Annotated in this window: 11 protein-coding genes and 1 tRNA gene; 5 read left to right on the top strand and 7 right to left on the bottom strand. The window is 66.3% G+C overall.

The features are described 5' to 3' along the window. Window positions 1–361: 361 nt before the first annotated feature. Window positions 362–1,972: a hypothetical protein gene (locus WMF17_RS34485; protein ID WP_437597539.1), complete on the bottom strand. Its 1,611-nt coding sequence runs from the start codon at window positions 1,970–1,972 to the stop codon at window positions 362–364. Between the two features lie 18 nt (window positions 1,973–1,990). Beyond that, window positions 1,991–3,112 carry a multiheme c-type cytochrome gene (locus WMF17_RS34480; protein WP_437597538.1) on the bottom strand — a complete coding sequence of 374 codons (1,122 nt, stop codon included), beginning with the start codon at window positions 3,110–3,112 and terminating at the stop codon, window positions 1,991–1,993. Between the two features lie 168 nt (window positions 3,113–3,280). Between WMF17_RS34480 and WMF17_RS34475 the strand changes: the two genes are divergently transcribed. From WMF17_RS34475 to WMF17_RS34460, 4 genes are all read left to right on the top strand, one after another. Beyond that, a complete protein-coding gene (locus tag WMF17_RS34475; RefSeq protein WP_437645232.1) occupies window positions 3,281–3,946 on the top strand; it encodes a hypothetical protein in 666 nt (221 codons plus the stop codon). 366 nt (window positions 3,947–4,312) lie between these two features. Continuing rightward, window positions 4,313–4,588: a hypothetical protein gene (locus WMF17_RS34470; RefSeq protein ID WP_437597536.1), complete on the top strand. Its 276-nt coding sequence runs from the start codon at window positions 4,313–4,315 to the stop codon at window positions 4,586–4,588. Continuing rightward, window positions 4,585–5,427: a hypothetical protein gene (locus WMF17_RS34465; RefSeq protein WP_437645231.1), complete on the top strand. Its 843-nt coding sequence runs from the start codon at window positions 4,585–4,587 to the stop codon at window positions 5,425–5,427. Before WMF17_RS34470 ends, WMF17_RS34465 begins: the two co-directional genes overlap by 4 nt. Window positions 5,428–5,850: 423 nt before the next feature. Continuing rightward, window positions 5,851–6,111 (top strand): hypothetical protein, encoded by a 261-nt coding sequence (locus WMF17_RS34460; RefSeq protein ID WP_437597531.1) that lies wholly within the window; start codon window positions 5,851–5,853, stop codon window positions 6,109–6,111. A gap of 194 nt (window positions 6,112–6,305) precedes the next feature. Here WMF17_RS34460 and WMF17_RS34455 read toward each other — a convergent pair whose 3' ends face one another. The 4 genes from WMF17_RS34455 to WMF17_RS34440 form a co-directional block, all read right to left on the bottom strand. Continuing rightward, on the bottom strand, window positions 6,306–7,082 hold the full coding sequence (locus tag WMF17_RS34455) for a hypothetical protein (protein ID WP_437597530.1): 777 nt from the start codon (window positions 7,080–7,082) through the stop codon (window positions 6,306–6,308). 158 nt (window positions 7,083–7,240) lie between these two features. After that, on the bottom strand, window positions 7,241–8,320 hold the full coding sequence (locus WMF17_RS34450; protein WP_437597529.1) for an HNH endonuclease: 1,080 nt from the start codon (window positions 8,318–8,320) through the stop codon (window positions 7,241–7,243). 330 nt (window positions 8,321–8,650) lie between these two features. After that, window positions 8,651–8,753 (bottom strand) — tRNA-OTHER (locus WMF17_RS34445). A gap of 1,006 nt (window positions 8,754–9,759) precedes the next feature. Beyond that, complete coding sequence (locus WMF17_RS34440; protein ID WP_437597528.1) at window positions 9,760–11,145, bottom strand: protein kinase domain-containing protein; 1,386 nt, start codon at window positions 11,143–11,145, stop codon at window positions 9,760–9,762. Window positions 11,146–12,506: 1,361 nt separating this feature from the next. Between WMF17_RS34440 and WMF17_RS34435 the strand changes: the two genes are divergently transcribed. Further along, complete coding sequence (locus WMF17_RS34435; RefSeq protein WP_437597527.1) at window positions 12,507–16,457, top strand: NACHT domain-containing protein; 3,951 nt, start codon at window positions 12,507–12,509, stop codon at window positions 16,455–16,457. A gap of 466 nt (window positions 16,458–16,923) precedes the next feature. On the opposite strand, the gene WMF17_RS34430 is transcribed toward WMF17_RS34435, so the two are convergent. After that, the gene (locus WMF17_RS34430) at window positions 16,924–18,162 is read right to left on the bottom strand and encodes a putative sensor domain DACNV-containing protein (RefSeq protein WP_437597526.1); all 1,239 of its coding nucleotides are present in this window, start codon (window positions 18,160–18,162) and stop codon (window positions 16,924–16,926) included. Window positions 18,163–18,819 lie beyond the last annotated feature (657 nt).

The raw sequence follows: 18,819 nt of genomic DNA, 5'->3' as shown, positions 1-18,819 counted from the left end.
GGCCGTGCCGCAGGACATGATCGCGATCCCGTGCGGCGCGGATCTGAGCATGGCCGTGGTCGGCGCGCCGTCGTACTTCGCGCATCGCCCGGAGCCGCAGACGCCGGGGGGACCTCCGCGATCACGGGTGCATCCCAGAGCTCGCTCCCCGCGAGACCCGCCTCGCGCCGGCGCCTGCGCTCGTGCCGACCCCCGTGCCTGCGGCGAAGTCCGCACCCGGGCCGACCTCAGCGCCCGCGCCTGCTCCAGCGCCTCTCGCCGGGCCCGCCCCCGCCATGGCGTCCTCCAACGCCATCGTTGCTCGCGCGCCTCGAGGTCGCCCGCGGTGTCACCTACGATCCCGCCCACCGCCGCCCCGTCTTCACTTCGCGACCTCTCCCGTCTTCAGATCCAGCTTCAGATCCCGCACCACCTCCGGCTCGGCGCACACGATCTGCGGCGTCGAGCCCTGCACGTCGGTCTTGATCCGTTCCTGCAGCTTCTTCGCGAGATCCCAGCTCGGCACGAACGCGGCGAAGAAGCGCTGCCCCCTGTCGCGCGTCACGACGAAGCGCGCCGGCGAGAACTCCGTGCGTCCTTTGAGCGCCTTGCGCGTCAGCGGGAAGTCGTAGTCGTCCGGCGCCGTCTTGCTGAACGTGTAGAGCACAACGAGGTTCTGCGGGCACGTCGGCCCGCCGGGCCTGGGGAAGGGCCGGTTCGCCTTGGGTTTCGGCGGCGGCCCCTTCTGGAGCTGGAGGGGCCCCGGCGCCGCGCCCGCGGCCTCGCTGGCGCCGCCGTGCTTCAGGATCGCCCCGCCGGCCGCCACCCACACCGCCCCGTCGCTCCCCACGACAACGTCCTGGGCCTTCACCCCGTCGGGCAGCGGCGCCTGCTCCCAGGCCTCGCCCTTGCGCGCGAACAGCGCCCCGTCCGCGATCACCCACAGCGTCCCGTCCGGCGCCGCCGACGCCGTGAGCACGTGCGCGCCCTTCGCCGGCGGGTCGATCGGCCTCGGCTCCCCGTCCTTGTAGCGGAGCACGACCCCGTCCACGATCCACGCCTCGTCCGCGCCGGGGCCCGGCAGGATCAGCGTGCGCGCATCGTCGGGGAGCTGCCCCTCGAACCGCGCCGGGACCGGCAGGAGGGTCGCGCGCTTTTCGCCCGGCTTCCATACCTCCAGGGCGCCCTCGCCGCTGCAGTCCTCCCCGTAGCTCAGCGCGGTCCCATCGCGCGTCGCCCCGAAGGCCCGCGGGCGGACCTCGGTCTCCGGGTAAGGCAGCGGCGCTTCCCACCCGCGGCATGGCCTCTTCTTGGGCGCCGGCGTGATCGTCAGCCCCACCCTGGGCCCGCGCAGCGTGATGAACTTCGGGACCCCCATCATCGTCGGCCCCGCCAGCCCCACGAGCGAGCTGCCCATCCTCGCCACCCCGGTGAACGACAGCCCCTGGTCGCTCACCCGCTGCACCCAGCCCTGCGCCCCCAGCACGTAGTGCTCGGCGATGCCGGTGCGGCCCGTGGTGCCCGTCGCGATCAGGTCGAGCTGGTCAGGATAGCGCCCGTGGACGCCGATCACGGCCACCCACCACCCCGGCACGTGCAGCCGCTTCGGGAACTCGATCTTCCCATCCTTCAGCACGCCGACGGCGGAGGCGACCTGCTCCCCCTCGGGCGTCATCAGATGGGTGGTCGACACGAGCAGCGCGCCCTCCACCGCGTGCAGCCGCAGATCGATCTCCGCCGGGACCTGCGCCACCGGCGTGAACGCCGACCTCGGCGGCGGCGCCGGCGTCGTCGCCTCGTCCGCCTTTACCCCGCCCGCCGCGCCCACGGTGCTCGACGCGCCTGCCGCGCCTGCCGTACCCGACGCGCCTGGCCCCTCTGCTGCGGCCTCCGCGCGCGGCCCGTCCGCTGCCCGCGGCGCCGGCGCCGGTCCGCACCCTGCCATCGCCATCACGAGCCCGCCCAGCCCCCACCACGCCCTTCGCCCGATCATCGCTCCTCCTTCGTCCGCTCACGGCGCGAGCCTCCCCGACGCCACCCGGATCTCGCCCTCGATCTCCGCCTCGCGCAGGTCCACCCCGCTCGGGTGTGCCACCCGCTGGTAGGCCACCTGCCACGCGATCGTCCGTCCCTCGCCGGCGGCCCCGACGTCGAGCTCCACCGTCACGGGCTCCGCGTGCACCCGATCGTCGGCCACGAGCTTCCGCCCGATCGTCCCGGGCCGCAGGACGAAGTGCCGCGTCAGGTAGCGCTCGTCCTGCCCCAGCACCAGCTCGTCGGGCCCGAGCGCCTCGGCCGACACCTCGAGCCTCCGGAACAGATCCCCCGTCGGGAACGCGTGCCCGGCGTTCGCGGGCGCGAGCGTCACCGCCACGCGCGTCGCCGAGCGCCGCCGCGCCGTCACCGCCACGGCGCTCCGCACGAGCGCCTCGTCCCGCGATCCTGCGAACCCGTGGCCGCGCCGCCCCCCCGGCCCGCGCGGCATGTGGCACGCCGCGCAGGGCTGGTCCGCGGCCGGCGACGCGCGGTGCTCGGTGAGGGTCGACTGCATCAGCTCCGCGGCCGACCGCCCCCGCGCCGTGGGGAACGCGAACTCGTGGCAGGCCGCGCACGCGTCCGCGCCCCCGAACCGCGCGTCCCGGATCACCGCGTGCGGCGCCGCCGGCGGCGCCCCGCTCCCCGCCCACGGCGCTGCGAGCACCGGCGCCACCGCCTGCCCCGCGAGCTCGCCCTCGCCGTCGCTCGTCACGTGGCAGGTCACGCACCCCACCCCGAGCGCCCCGAGCGCCTCCGGCTCTGGCTCCTCCGGCCTCGCCTCGGGGGCGTGGCAAGCCCGGCAGAACGGCATCGGCTCGATCGCGAACGCCCGCCGGTAGGCCGGCTCGGTGTTCGCCCGGTGGTGGAGCGACGCGCGCCACTCCCGCGCCACCTCCTCGTGGCACCCCTCGCAGGCCCGGTTCGCGCTCACCGCCGCCCCGAGCCGCGCCCGCGCCGGCCTCGGCATGGGCACCCGCGCCGCCCCCGCGGCCCCAGGCAGCGCGCTGAAAGCCGGCGCCTCGACCTCGCCTCTCGGCCGCGCGGGCGCGTCCGGCGCGGCAGCGCACGCGCCCGCGAGGGCGCCCGCGATCAGCAAGCCAAGGCCAGGTCCACAGCGCGGCACAGCGATCGTTGCGGCTACAACACCCCCGCCGCTGCGTCACCTCCGAGGCACCCGCGCGGCGCCGGCCGCTCCGCCACGGTGTCCGTCGGTGCAGGCGGCGCGGCGCCGTAAGATCCCGCGGGCTACCGTGTTTCCATGTCCATGAAAGAGCTTGCTCTGGTCCTGTGCCCCCTGCTGCTCCTCGCCACGGGCTGCGCCGCTGGGGAGCCCGAGCCGGCGGGGCCCCCTCGCCCGGGCGCGGACAACCCCTGCGCGCCGGGGGGAACGCCGCGGCCTCCCCGCCAGCACGTCGTGGCCACCACGGTCACGCCGGACGGCCAGATCGTCGACTGGATCCCGGTCGAGTCCCAGACGCCCGACGGCAAGATCGCCACGCCTCCCGCGGGGCCGACGGGCCCGGAGGGGGCCAATCCCCCGCCGCCGGCGAGCCCGGACGGCGCCGCGCCGGCGCGGTCTTCGGCGGCGACCGCCGTTCAGCTCGGGCCGAGAGGTCCGGCCGGCACGGTGCCGGTGCTGCGCCCCCGGCGGCCGCAGTGCGACTGCTTGCCCGGGTATGTCCAGCAAGCCGACGGCTCGTGCGCGGCGCTTGCGTCGCGCTGCTCGGGCGAGGGAGGGATGGCGTCGGGCAAGTCGTTCACGACCTGCTGCCCGGATCTGACGCCCATCGCGCGCATGGAGCGCGTCGACGGTGCGTGCGTGACCACGGCGCCCGACGCGCACCTCTGCGCGAGGTGCGGCGACGGCGCCTGCGGCGCGGGTGAGAACGACTGCAATTGCCCGGGCGACTGCGGTGGAGCCCGGCCCTGAGTGACCTGACCCAGGTTGAGCGCGCAGGTTGAGCGCGCCGACCCAGGTTGAGCGACCCAGGTTGAGCGTGCCGACCCAGGTTGAGCGTGCCCACCCAGGTTGGGATGGCGGGGGTAGCTACAACCTTCTACCCAGCTTCGACGGCAGAGGCCGCGGCCCTGGCAAGCGTCTCGGAGAGCGAGGCGACCACGGCGGCCCGAGACGACGGGTCGGCCGGCGCGCGCCGCCGTAGTCGCCTCGCTCGCCAGCGCCCTCAGCCGCGCCGTCGCCCTCGAGGATCACGTCGCGGCTCGTATCGTCCACGAGGCGATCGGCCGGCTGCTCGTCGTGCCCGCGGCGTCCGGCGACGGGGGCGAGCCCGCACCGATGGCAGCCCTCCCCCACGAGCGGGTCTTCCGTTCGCGCAACCAGGCGCTGCGGTCGCTGCGGGACATCATGACCCGCGACGACGCGGCCCTCCGCTCCCTCGCGCCGGGACAGGTGCACTCGGGCTCCTACACGCCCAGGGAGACGCTCGAAGGGCTGGAGTCCAAGTCAGGGCAGCCAGCCCAGCGCGCGTGCGTGAATCGTGCCACCTACTCGATCGGCCGCCTTCCGAACGGTCTGCTCCACCTGCTAAATTTCGCCCCCCGCCAATCATGAGCTCATCCAGCCAGCGAACCCTCGTTATTCTCGACGAGCGCGGCGCCGCCGCGCGCCTTCCGTCGCAGATCGCGTCGCTCGTGCAGGGGCACCGGATCATCCACCTCTCCGACACGCGCCACGCCCCCTACGCCACGCTGTCGCGGGTGTCGGCGGCCCGCCTCGTGCTCCTGTGCCTCGACCTGGTACGGGGATACGGCATCTCCGCGGTGCTCCTGGCCAGCGCGGCGGCGTCGCGCGCGGCGCTCCCGGTCGTGCGGATCGGGTGCGCGCGGGCGGGGATCGCGCTCCATGAGGGCGCCTCGCTGGCCGCGAGGGAGGTGGTCCGTCGGCACCGCTTCGGCGATGTCGCCGTGCTTGGAGGCGAGATCGTGGACGAGCGCGCCGTCGCCGAAGCGCTCGCCGAGGCGGGGCTCTCGGCCCGCACGCGGGCGGTGCCGCTCGATCTGGCCTCGCTGGGCGAGGGGGGCAAGGACGCGCTGGGCCGGCTCGTGGAAGCGCAGCGCGCGCAGGTGGGGACGTACGTGCTCGGCTCGTCGGAGGCCGCGCGCGTCGCGGATCTGATCCGCCGGTCCGATCCGGACGCCGTGATCGTCGAGGCGGACGCGGCGCTCGCGGCAGAGGTCGCCGTGGCGCTGGAGGCCGAGCCGGCGGCGGGAAAGACGGCGTCCACCGTGATTCGCTGCGCGACCGAGGCGTCCGAGCACTGGCAGGAGCGCATCGCGGAGCTCGCCGGCGTCCCGCCCGACGCCGTGGCCGGCCGGTGGGTGATGCCGGCCGGGCCGAACGAGGGGCCCTTCGCCGTCGCGATGGACGAGGACGGAGATCCGCTGGACTGAGCCGGCCGCGCGACACTGACACTGCCTGGGCTCAGCTACCTGGGGAGTCGCGACCCGGCCCGGGTCGCGCGCCTCATCTCAGCAGCTTGTACGTGAGTGTGCCGGAGAACCGCGCTTCGCTCTTACCCTCGCCTCCGGGTCGCCCCGCCAGGCGCTGGCCCGGGGCGACGCTGCCGCCCTCGCCGAGGTGGACGCTGAAGCATCCGAAGGCGGCCGGTTGGGCCCGCGCTGGGCCACAACGGAATGAGGACCCAGACGTCCCTGTCCCATGAAACTGTTGAGATCGTTGCACCTTCCGTCGTCCACTCCTCTGCACCAGCGACGTCGCCCAAGGACGAATTTGCGGTGGTGAACCGTCGCGATCTGTTGGATCCCCCGGGATTTGGGAGGGGGGTGACGACGGATCGCACCCGTTCGGAAGGCATGGACCCAACGTGGGCCCAGCTCGCGAGCCTCGGGATCGGAGAGCTCGCGCCGACCGACCCGTCGCCGCGCGCTGCCGTGGTCGCCTCGCTCGCCAGCGCCCTCAGCCGCGCCGTCGTCCTCGGGGATCACGTTGCGGCTGGTGTCGTCCACGAGGCGATCGGCCGGCTGCTCGCCGTGCCCGCGGCGTCCGGCGACGGGGGCGAGCCCGCACCGATGCCAGTCCTCTCCCACGAGCGGGGTCGGTTCACTCGAAGGTAACGCCGAGCACGCATCAGGCACGGGACAAGGCTCGCCTGCTCGACCCCAATCTCGGCCGTCCGCCTGCTCGAACTAATTGACGCGCCCCACGCACGACGCCGGCCACACGCGGAGCTCCGGCGCATCGCGCTGGCTACCAGGTTCAGCTGCGCCGGCCGAGCAAACGCGAGGGCCGCGTCTGCTGCGAACCGGAGTTAGACCGCCTGCGTGTTGCGGATGATCCGGAGACGATCGCATCGACCCAAGTCTCGATCGAGATAGTAAACACCATCAAACGAGCTGCGGAAGGGATGCTCGAGAACGGCCCTGGTCAGCTGGCCGTGGGTTGACCATCGACCATGTCCTGGCAGACCGACGGAAGGTCTTCGAGAACCATGGACTAGAAGCCAAATACTCCGGACGCGAGCGCGATACGCAGGCAGTAGGAGCTCCTTGGCGTCAAGAATTGCCTGGACCGCGGACTCTTCGACCTCAAGGTAGTCGGCCACGACAGCTTGCCAGATGGATTCCGTTTGGTAATCTGGCGTCGGCGCGACCATGACGTGGCTGAGCACATCGCGCAGGGATCCGGGAAGGTTATCCGCTGGCGTCTCGGCTGCCCCCCGCGCCACAAGATCCACCAGGTCACCAACAAGTCCCTGCGGAATGCGGCCGGAGTCGCCGCGGTCCGGAAAGACGTACACATCAACGCGAGGCAGACCTCGGGCGCTGATGCAGTCCTTCGCCTGCGACAGCAGCTGGTCAAGTCGCGCCTCTCGAGCGCGACGTGCCGAGCCACTCGAGCGGGAGGAACTCTCGTGAAGATCGCGATGATACGAGACAAGTTCAACTCCCAGGGACATGTCCGGGCGTACAAAATCTGGTGCATCGAGGAAGCGGAAGTCACTTTGCACAAGATCCGTAGCGTCGCAAAATTCAGCGAAGACAGCGTGCTCTTCAGGCGTTCCGGTCGCGCGTGACGTGCTAGTCATACCCGCTCCACCCATGCATCAGGCCGGCACATACAGAGCGGTCTAACGTGCAGTGCAACCGTTGGCGTCCTGAGCAAGCACGGCGACCGGAGAGCGCCGTGCGCTGCGATGGCGTCCATCGAATGCAACTGCACGTTAGCAGGCTCGTTCTTCACGCTTCACGTCTTCGATTCCGGAGGGTCTGTCTTCTTCAGTATCTTGCTTCCAATCAACGACAATGCGGCTTCTTCAACCCACCCCGATCCGCTCGCCATCCCAGGATGCCATCGATCGACATCCCTGAACTGGAGAAACATTCGACTTCTCACAGCAGAAATTGCTGAGTCGGTGAAGTCGCTCAGCCTGCTGAGGTCAGCGTCCCCCTCTGCAAGAACATTCGCTGTGGCTTCCTTCAGGCGGTCGACGTCTATCCAGTCCGTCCCGTGGGCTTCGGGATAAAGTATGTGCTGTATCTGGGTTATGGTGCGCACGACCCTCAGAAGCGTGATGCAATGTTCGGATACATCGACTCGTGGAATCTTGGCGAAGAGGAGGGCACCGAGCCATTCAAGCTCTTCCGAGTTCGGGCCAGAATAAGTTATCTCACGAGAGAAGATCTGGCGCATAAGTGGTTCAAACTGAGGGGAAGCCGCGTTTGGCGTAATGGCGACGGCTTGAACCAGCTCCGGCTCAGGAGCGTCGTCGAACGAGAAGTCCGACCACGCAGCGGTGTCGGTCCTTGGCTCGGGATCCTTGGATGTCGCATTAAGCGGCGTCGACGTTGCGGGGGTCGACTGCACGACAATAAGGGACGCCTCGCCCTCACGTCGTGCCCGAAGCTTCCCCTTTATCTGCTTCTGTGCGACCACGTCAGGCGAGCTGTAGCGGGTGATCTTGCTGTGGCAGTTTGCACAAACGGTGAGCATGTGCTCGGGATCGTGGTGCTGGAGCTTCGCCCACTCAAGGATGTGGTGAAACTCCAATGGGGCACTATCAAGACATACAGCACACTTGTAGCCTGATTCCAGCAAAAGTGCGCGCCTGACCCCGATGGGCGGGTGACGGCCGGGCTCTTCTTGTTCAAAGGTCGCAATGAAAGCCTCAAGGTGCTCTTGGGCGATATCGAATCCGTGAGGGAGCTCGACCGCGGGGAGACGAACGCGCGTTCGCGTTCGAGGAGTCTCGACACCTTCCTCGATCGCGAGAATCGCCTGTTCCTTAGAAACGCCCAGGATAGACGCAACTTCGTTCACGTTCATAAGGACTTCCTTGACCTGTCATGAGGTTCGCTTCGACCGGTCTGCGACTGCGTCATCGTCCTGCTAACGCGCGCTTCACCCGTGAGCGACGGAGGGGCGCCGCAGGTGCCCCTCCGTCGCTCGTCGGGGTGCAAGCGCATGTTAACCGCCACTCCTCGCAAGATGGTTTGAGGATGAACCCTCTCCTTGGCCCCGGATGATCTGAGCGAATATCTTGAGGGGGAATTCCTTGTTCCGCCCTCCTTTGGTGGTAGCCGGTGCCGCTTCGGCACGAATGTACGCGCTCGTCGGACCTTGGCCCACGGTGTCGTCACGAGCCACGCCCTTTCTTGGAGACCTGCCGAGGACTCGAACCTCGTCCTCCCCCTTCAGCAACCGGCTGGGTTTCAGCCGGCTCCTGGAGGGGGAGCTCTACCAGTTGAGCTAGCAGGTCAGGGACGGAGACGAGCGTAGCATGGCTTGTGGGTGCTGCGAAAGGTCCGAAGCGCTGGCGCAAGTATCCGGTAACGATGGCGTGAATCCTGGGGCTTTCCTGCCACGAATGGACCTTTCGAAGGAAGCTCTTGTCTGCCTTCACCAATACACATATTTCTTCTGCCGTCGGTTGCGCATGCGCACAGAGGTTGCGAGCAAAATTCTTGAGGGCGCGCGTGAAGAGGATGAAGTCGTCGAACCCGATGTTCTCTACTTCGTTCGGAGCATTTAGGCGTTGATAGAGAGAACCGATGAGAGCAGCACGAAGACTGTCACGGCGCGATGAAATCTTCCTGGGCTCCTCTGTATCCGGCTCGTGAAGAAACCGGTTTCGCACTAACCGGTAGTACTCCAGCACTCCGACCTCGATGGAACCAGCTTTGCGCTCCGCGACACCGAGAATGTCAAGTAGGTAATGAACCGGGCTCTCCTTGCTCTTGCGGCTCCTGAATTGACGCGGAAACTCGCGTCGAAAGCTGTCCATGAATAGCTCTGTGTACTGCCACACTGAGACAATTTGCAAGTGTGCCCACTGTTTGCGCAGGGACGCGGGATCAAAGGTGTTAACCTTGACGCCATAGGTGTCGGCGAGGCTTTGGACACGCTCACTACCGCCAGCGCTGGATTCTGCCGCGAGATGACGGAAACCAACTTCAAGCCACTCGATGCCCGCATCCGCTTGTCCAAGTAGCAGGTTGAGTAGCTGGTACGAAGGCGGGCGATACTCGGGGCGGAAGACTTTCTGGGGGGGCGAGTCGTCTGTCATTAGAACCACCTGAGAAGGCTCTTTCTTGTGCGACCAAGGCTGAATTCTGCTGCGCGCCCCTGCGCAGTGCAGGGGTGTGTCAGTAGCAATTCAAAGTTCGAAAGCCATCGCAATCGGGGCGCGCAATCCAGCCGCGGGGCACGCATTGTTCCGAGGCGTGGCACGTGGCCGCTCGGGTGATGAGTGATGGCCATGCTGCTCATGACTCGTTCGACAACTTCGAGGCAAGAGCCGACAGAAATCCCTCCACTGCCTCACGAACGTGTTCGCAAAGATCGTCTACGAGGTGACCAATGGCTTGCTCCTGTTCCGCTGACCCAACCCTTACAGTGCGTAAGTCCATCCATATTTTCGTAATTGGCCCGCGCGCGGGATGTTCCGACACCGCATGAGCGGCGGCGATGCACAGGTTACCATCAGCCATGAGAAAGAGAGCTGCTCCAGACCAAAGCGTCACGGGTACGTCGCCGGGGCTCCGAACGGTGGCTTCAATGCCGGTGTTCCACTCGTCCTCTTTGCCTGCCAAATTCTGACGGGCCATGTTGCGTATGAGCCCGCCGGCGTCGAACTCGACAGGAAATGGAACCACTTCCGAGAGTTGCTTAACGAGCGGACGAAGCCGCCATTCCAAAGTATGAAATGCTTCCTTGGCACGTTCCAAACGAGCCTTCTGAAGTTCGTCGGCTCTTCTGGCCGGCTCGTGCAAGGCGGCGAGTCGTGATGCGAGACTTGAGAGATCCGACGGGAGTCTGACAGACACAGGGGCGGCCAGCCAGGCGCGAAGCTCGGCGGCCATCTGGGCCATGCTCGGGCGGTCAGAAGCGTTCGGGCTCGTTGCGTGCTCAATAAGCCGATCAAGAAGGTACGCACGTGGGTGTGATATGTACGCGTCTAATACTAGGCCGCGATCTTCGACACGCTGGAGGCCGGGCGGTGGGTAGTTTTGCCCTGCAGCGAGTACCCAAAGGGTTTTGGCTAGAGCGTATACGTCCACGCTGGCGCCACTGACGCCGGGTTTGCCCAGTAGCATCTCGGGTGCGATGTAGTTTTCCGCACCCAGTTTCTCGCCGTGGACTGTCTCGGCCGTCTTTTCCGGGAAGTCAACGAGACCGAAGTCGCCGATGACCCACGCACCGGAATGGTTGTAGAGGTTGGCTGGCTTTATGTCGCGGTGAAAGTACGAGTCTGCATGCAACGATGCTAGTGTTTCGGCAAATGTCGCAATGGCATCCACAACGTCGGCGAGAGAAGCGTCGTTTTTTCTGATGTACTTTGTAACCTCTATCGCCAGCACTGTTGCGAGCCGCGGCGGGGAGTCGTGCGAAGGTTGCTCCGGCGCACAGGCATCTATGAGCGTCAAGACCCCCGGTCGGGAACGCAGTTGTTGAAGGGCTGTGATCTCGTCGCAAAATCGCTTGTATCGCTGGCTTCCCGGTTTCCAAAACTGTTGGTTGAGCATCTTGAGCGCTGCTCGCGAACCGTGGTCGTGTATGGACTCCCAGACCTCAGCGTTTCCGCCCCTGCCGAGGTAACGCTCGAGTCTCCAGGGACCAACACGGTCACCCTTGCGTCGTTCTTCAGCCATGAGACTGGTCTTTCATGGTGCCGCCTTGCAGGTCGTGGCCTTCGTCCCCTTGTTCACAGAACTATCAGTCCATTGGTCAACCGAAGCCGCCGGACCAGGTCTGACTAGATCGTCGTCTTCTGTAACCCCCCCACGGAAAGTCTCACGGACCGGCTCGGTGCCGCAAGGCCCAAATGCCGTCCAGCGCCATAGGGTAGATGCGTCCAACGCCGGCGGCAGTCGCCGTTTTCCGGGGGGCCGGGGGCGCGGCCGACGCGCCGCCGGAGGCGTCCCGCATAGGTGACACGGCGCGGGCCGCCTCATAGGGAGGTTGCCGGACACATACCGGTCCGTTCACAACCTCGTACCCAAGGGGCCGACGAGGGGGCTGCGGCCGGGCAGGCCGCCGTGGTTCAGGACGTGCTTCATCGTCGAGAATTGACCCACCTCTGGTCGCGAAAACTGGTCCACCCCCCGGCTGACGGTGGTCGCGTCGAGCGCGCCGCCGGCGCGTTCGGGATCGAATCGGTGGTAGGCGCACGGGCCGCGACGGGGGGGCGATGTGCGACGCTCGGGGGATGCGCCGTGCGCGGCCGTGCCGGGCTGCCTGATCCTCGCGTTGGTGATCGGCAGCACGTGTGCTCGGGGCCGTCGTGTCGCGTGGTGGGGCGGACGAAGAAGCAGAGGTCGTGGCCGGAGGGCAGGGGACACCAGGCACGCCTGCTCGACCCCCATCTCGGCCGTCCGCCAGCTCGAACGAATCGACGCGCCCCAGGCACGGTGCCGGCCGCGGGCGGAGTTCCAGCGCGTCCCGCTGGCCGGCGCAGCACCCGAGCGTTAACGTCCGGCCGATGAGCCGCGGGCGCGCAGCACCCGTCGGATCCATCGGCTTGCTCGGCTTCCCAGGTGACGGCGCCGCGCTCCGCCTTGGCGCCGCCATGCCTGAGCTTCCACTTGAGATCCCATCGACTCGCGTCGGCACGCCGCCTGCCAAGGCGCGCGCGTCGGCGACAGGCGATCGTCGGCGGTGGTCGAGCGATCGTCGGCGGAGGGGCGGCGAATGTCGCCCCGGGTTCGGCGGTCGTCGATGGTGGACGCCTGTTCGGTGCACCTTCTGCGGCGATCGTCGATCGTAGCCGGCCTCTCGCCGCACCGCGGAAGGCGATCGACGCCCGCTGGCAGCGTTTTGCCGTGCAGCGGGCGGCGCTTGCCGGATGGCTCCTCCTCGAAGACGCTTCCGGCCCGCGCATCGCGACGGCTAACATGCGGGCAGGCAGGCGTATGGGCAAGCTCTTCGACACGTCCGTGACATCAGGCGCTGGACAAGGGAAGCGTGGGCGCCCCTTCGGTGCTCGACTCGCTCCGGGATCCCCGGCGCGGTCATGACCTTCCTGGAAAACGCGCGGCAGTTCGTGCTTGAGCGCCTGGCCGAGGTGCGACGCGAACTTGCAAAGCTCCGGGAGCCTTATGTCCGCCGGTTGGTGCTCAAGGAGCAGCGTCCCGTGGACGAGTACGGCATCAGCAACCCACTCATCTGGTGGGCGCATGATCGTGATAGGGCCCGGGCGCTGGGCGTGCTGCCGGACGACGAGCTGCACCGCGAGAGGCGGCTCGTCCTGCTCGGGAATGCCGGGGCAGGCAAGAGCCGCATTCTCCAGTTCGCGTTCGAGCAGGCGGCGGAGCGTTTCCTCGCCGACGAGGCGGCCCCGCTTCCTCTCTTCGGTGAGTGGTTGAAGCTGCTCAGCTCGCAGACGCCGATCGAAGAGGTGCTGGACCGCAAGAGCGGCGGGCTCTTCCGGCGCGCACGGCAGGAGCACTCCGCCGGATGCGCGCTTTTCCTCGACGCCCTCGATGAGGCACGGCCGGACGCTGGGCGCATTGTCGACGTCGAACACTTCTTCGGCACGCACGCGGCCACGCTTGCCCATGTGAGCGTGACCTGCCGGCGCGTGGCGTACGATCCGCGCTGGCTGGTCGACGAGGGGTTCGTCACCTACGGCGCGGACCGCCTCGACGACGCAGCATACGCGCAGATCGTGCCGAACGCCGCAAACCTGCGTCGCTTCAGGGTACAGTGCTACGAGCGCGGGATCGAAGGGTTGCTGGAGACGCCCTTCGACGGTTTCTACCTGGCCCGCGAGTTCGCCGCCGGCCGTCCTCTCCCTCCTTCCAGGAGGATCTGTGTCGACCAGCGCTTGAAGGAAATGCTGCGACGGAAGCCGAAGGATGTGGCGCGTGCCCCCGGGCCTTCCTTTGAGAAACTCCGGTTCTTGGCCATCCAGGTCGCCTGTCTTGCAACCTTCGTCAATGCGGAGTTCTCCGAGCAAGAGATCGTCGACTGGCTGGACGACTCGCGCTCTCTCGGAGAGCACCGGCACCGACCGTCGGCGGAGGCGGTGAGCGCGCTGGTCCAGCAACCCCTCTTCGTGAAGCAGGACGGGCGCTGCCGATTCGTGCACCAGCTCTATCACGAGCACCTGACCGCCGAAGCGCTCGACGGGATGCCGTTGCGCAAGCAGCGACAACTCCTGCGCGTCCCGGTGGACGGCCCGGAGCGCGTGCATGTCAATCTTCGGGGCGTCGCGATGGCGCTGGCGGAGCGCGATCACCGCTACCGTGAACACCTGCTTGAAGACGAGCCTCTCATTGCAGGCCTCGCAGAGCCCGCCGCTCTACCTCAGGAGGTACCTGACACCCTGGCGAGGAAGATCATCGATCGGGGCATAGTCCAGGATCGCATTCCTTGGGTCGGCGTGCGACCTCATGGTCGATCGCCTCAGGATGCTCTGCGGAAGCTCCGTCCGCATGATGTTGCCTCGTTGCTCGCGCCTTACCTGAGCAGCGATGATCCCCGAGCGCGAGACTGGGGCGTGGCCGTCGCAGAAACGTGGGGTGGGGCACTGGAGCTGAACCCGATCATGGTGAAGCTCGCGCTCGACACGGCGCAGAACGTCACCGTACGAAACACAGCGCTCAGGGTGGTCGCCGCGACGAGGGATATTGCGTCGGTGCGTCGGCTGCACGGCTTGTTCGACGACGACTCCGATAACATCCGCGCCACGGCTCTCGAGGCGTATGCTCTCCTGGAGGAGCCCTCGCCTGCTGATTACTTCTCGAGGATTCTCCGTGGAAGAAGAGACACGACGATGCACGGTCCGCTGGAGGGGGAGATCTACCGCTACTGCTCGCGGCTCACGCCCGAAGCGCTGAAGGAAGCGTTCTCCGTCATGCCCTCCGTTCAGGAGCAAATGGGCGATTTGTGGCGGAGCGCTCTCCAAGGACTGTACCAACAGGCTCAGAAAATCGGCTTCTACGACGTACCTGTAGACCTGATCCTAAAGGACTGGTCTCAGGCAGACTACAGCTCCGAGTTCGGTGATGCGACCGCGAGCCGGCTTCTTCAAGCAAACCCGGCCTTGCTTCGCCGCGTCTGGGATCATGCGATGCAATCCCTTTCGACGGGGAGCGCCTCGTTCGAGGTCTACAAGGTGTCGTGGGGGCTTGCCAATGCGGCCGGCGATGCCCTGCTCGATCTGCTGCCGGGCTCCTGCGATGGACTCACGAAAGCTCAGAATAGTTTTTTGTTTCATGCCATCCATCGATGGCTGGAGGATCACCGCACCGCGGACGCCGTAAGCCTTGCTCGCTCTCGTGCGCCCGCGTTTTCGTCACACTTCTGGTTGACCCCGCAGCATGTCACGCCGTCATCGGAGCAAAGATTGCTCGAATTGCGAGCAAACCTCGCGGAGGTGGTTCGGGCCAACGCGAACGAGGGAACGAAGCTCGAAAACATATGTCATACGCTCCTATCCCGCGGTAACCGTCAGGCTCGGGCCGTGGTCCTCGACGACTTGCGGCAGGCCGACCCGGATCTATGGCGCCGATGTATCTTCCACATCCTCGAAGGCGAGGACTACTTCTTCATGCCCGGCACCGTGCTCACCTACCTGCGCGATCTCGGCAGCGATCTCTATGTGCACCGATGCCTGGAGCGGCTGGAGCGAGGAGAGGTCGGGCTTCTCGGAGATTACGAGATGATCTCCTACCTGGAGCGCTTCAAGCCTTCCGGGTATGCAGGGGCGCTGAAAGAACACTATCGTCGCGAGGTCATCCGCAGCGACGAGATGAACCCGCGCCATCACGACGCCGCCACCTTTTTGGCGTTGCTCCTCCTGCTGGAGGCTGGCGACGCCTGGGCCTGGTCCGAGTTGGAGGAGCGGATCTCGCAAGGACGCGTTCCGCTGCTGGATGACGACATCATCTTTCCCAGATCCCATTCAGAGAAAGGCGGTGCGTCGTTCTTCATGTCGGCCGCTGCCCGCGCCTCTGCGAACGCCGTGCGCATGCTCGCCGATTGGTACGCCCTCGTTCGAGCGACCCCTACGACGAGCCGCTGGCATCGGTCGGGCTCCCTGCAAGCGTTCCTCCTCGGCATCATGGAGGCCGTCGATCGCGCAAGCACCATCGGCGAACTGGCGCGCCTGCGCGCAGCCGCCGACTACGTGGATGCCCGCTGGCTGAGCCACGTCAGCGAGGACGTCGAGAGCCGCTTGTCGATGTCGGCCTGGTCGGCCGGAGACCTGCTCGACTTCATAAATCGAGAGCGCGTCGGCGCTGTGCACACCGAGCGCGACCTCTTCGAGTGGACCTGCGACGCCCTCGACCGCCTGGCCGAAGGATTCGAGAAGCGCGCCGAGGCGGTCGCAGGCTTCTGGAACGCCCAGCGCCCGAAACAGGAGACGGACTGCCAGAACGTCCTCTGGCCTCTATTAAGGAAGGAGCTCCAGAGCGCCGGGCTTGTTGCCACCATCGACGACGAGATTCCGATCCGAGAGGGCTACTGCGATCTGTTGATCCAGCGGCCTATGGGCGAAGGTCCGACGTTCCGCGTCATCCTGGAGCTGAAGGTCGCACACGAAGGCTACGGAGAACGCCTGCTGATCGATCGCCTGGAAGAGCAGCTCGTCGAGAAGTACATGCTCCCGACCGGGGCGCGCCACGGCGCGTTCATCGTCCTCTGGTTCAAATGCGATCGGTACGACTACCCCGCTGCCTGGAGCGACAAGGCGGCCTTTGCGGTGGCGCTCGAAGACAGGCGGCGAAGTGTGGGTGAGAGGCACCCAGTCACGCTCGCGTCCTACGTGCTCGACATGACCACGCGCTGGCGCGGCCAGCGGAAGGTGCTTAAGGACGAGCGCGAGCGCCGCACGGCCAAGACGAAGGCGCGCGAAGGCCCTGCCCGAGTTGCCGGGAAAACTCGGGCAGCGTCGAAGACCACGCGGGCTTCCCAGGCGCGTGAGGGTGCGTCGACGCGCCGCTCCCGCGGCTCCTGAGCCGCCTGTGACTACCGCGCGTTCCATCCCAATGTATTGGCGCCCACCGCCCGGGCATCATTGCTCGGTCAACGAAATCACGCGGAGGTGACTCATGCGGATCAAGGGGGTTGCGGCGGTGCCGCTCGGCGTCGCAGCGGTCAGGCTGCGGGTGGCGGCTCGGGTGTGAACCTCGCGCGGGGCTCGTCGGAGAGCAGCGATGGCGCGAGCACGAGCGATGCAGGCGGTAGCAGCGCGAGCAGCTATGATGCCTGAGAAGGGCTCCTCATCCTCGATGAGCATCACGTACAGAAGGGCACGGACGAGTTGCACATCTGCGCGCTGACCAGACGACCGTGAATTCCCAATCCCGTGGACACGGACGCGACAGAGCGGGGGCCGCGATGAACGACTTGCCGGTCTGCCGCGGCGCGGGAGCGCCGTCGGCAGCAGCGGCTTGTTGGGCAGCTCTTGTCAGCGCATCCTATCACCAGTGCCGCTCCATTGCGACGGGCCTCCAGAGCGTTACCGCGTTACCAGCGTATCGGGTAAGGCAAGACACGATGCCGTCTTGCGAAACCACAAATGCCATCGTATCAGTGTGGTTGTAACAGAAGCGGGCGGTAGAGTTGTGTCTCGTCCCGAGTCGGAGCAACGGCGATGTGCTCACATCGGCAAAACCCTTCGGGTCCGTGTCGCGAGCCAGGCGGATTGGCACCTCCTTTGGCTCAGCGCATAGAATGTGGGCTCCAAAGCCGACGATTGACAGATCCCGTCGAAGCACGAGTGCCCCATCAATACTCGCCAGATCGGCAGCGAAACTGGCAACATCTTGCTCAAATTCATGTTCCTTGATTGCCCGGCGCCTCTGTCTTTCAATTTCAATCTGTGTGGGATCCGGCTCTGGTGTGCCGAGGACTGATACACTTCCAATATCGATCGTGGACCCCAGTGGATCACCCTCGGCGAAACGGATAGCATCCTGAATGGCCGACGATCCATTATTGGTGCAGTAGCGAATGTCCAAGGAAGACAGATCGCCTTCCTGAACTAGCAATACGATACCACCATGTCCGCGATCAGCCAAGTTATGGATAGTACGTTTCAGTAATCTGGCATAAATGTTTGCGTCTAGCCCGGAGGCGGTGGCGTACTTGTATAGTTCTGAAAAGAGCCGGCCCCCCTCGAAAATGCCCACTCCATCCTGAAGAACCCTACCTTTCGAAATCGTTGCAAATCGACGGCGGCCAATGTCGACGGTGATGGTGCCGATGTCTGTCACCGTAAGGATAATAGGATCGTACACAAGACCACTACATGACAACGATTCGCCGCGAGCAAAGCGGTATCGCCCCGTGTTTGTTCGGATGATACCGCTGATGACCAGGCCCGCGTCTTGCTGGGAAACGGCGATAATGGTCTGGCGTCGATCGATTGCCGGGGCGAGCTTGGCGATCACCCCGGGATCGAATGGTTTAGGCGTGTGGAATCGTATTGGGTTCCACTCCCGTCTGTTCACGCCGTGGCCAGAGAGCATCTCATCGTCAACAAGCGCGATCGAGAACGCTGCGAACTGACCTTCTTCGCGCATCAAGCCAGCAAAGAATGTAGTATCAATGAACAATCCTAGTTGGGCCGATGTTGTTTTATTTGCGGCGGCCCCGAGAGAATCGTGAAGGCGGCGGGCGAAATCGCCAATATTCAGTCCGAGTTGCTCTTCTATCATCGCACAATTCGTGAATCTGTGGTCATCCTGTCTGTCCAACTATCAGTCGATTGGTCAACCGAAGCCGCCGCACGAGATCCGTCTAGATCGTCGCCTTCAGTAACCTCCCCCTACGGAAAGTCGCACGGCTCGGCTCTGCGTCGCAAGGCCCAAATGCTGCCCAGCGCCATAGGGTAGGTCCGTCTAACACCGGCGGCAGTCGCTGCCTTTCCGCGGGCCGGGGGCACGGCGGACGCGCAGCCGGAGGCGTCGCGCATGGGTGACACGGCGCGGGCCGCATCATCAGGAGATTGCCGGACACATACGGGTCCGTTCACCGCCTCGGACCGAAGGGGCCGTCGAGGGGGCTGCGGACGGCCAGACCGCCGCGGTTCAGCACGTGCTTCATGGTCGAGAATTGACCCGCCTCTGGTCGCGAAAACTGGTCCACCCCTCGGCCGACGGTGGTCGCGTCGAGCGCGGGTCGGCCTGCGCCCCGGAGCAGTGGCGCTCCGGTGCCCGATGGATCTGGAGTTCCACCAGCTCGACCTTCGCTACGAAAAGCTTCGCGGCCGCAGCCCGGCGCGGGAGCGGGCCTGTTTTCGTCGCTCGCGGAGGTCGGACAGCAGGCGCCGATCGTCGCGGTGAACCTGGCCTCGTCTGAGCGGCCGGTGGTGA

This window comes from Sorangium sp. So ce362, from assembly GCF_051519845.1.
Taxonomy (GTDB): Bacteria; Myxococcota_A; Polyangia; order Polyangiales; family Polyangiaceae; genus Sorangium.
The sequence above is the reverse complement of the archived record's forward strand: the minus strand, read 5'-3'. Positions and strand labels throughout refer to the sequence as shown.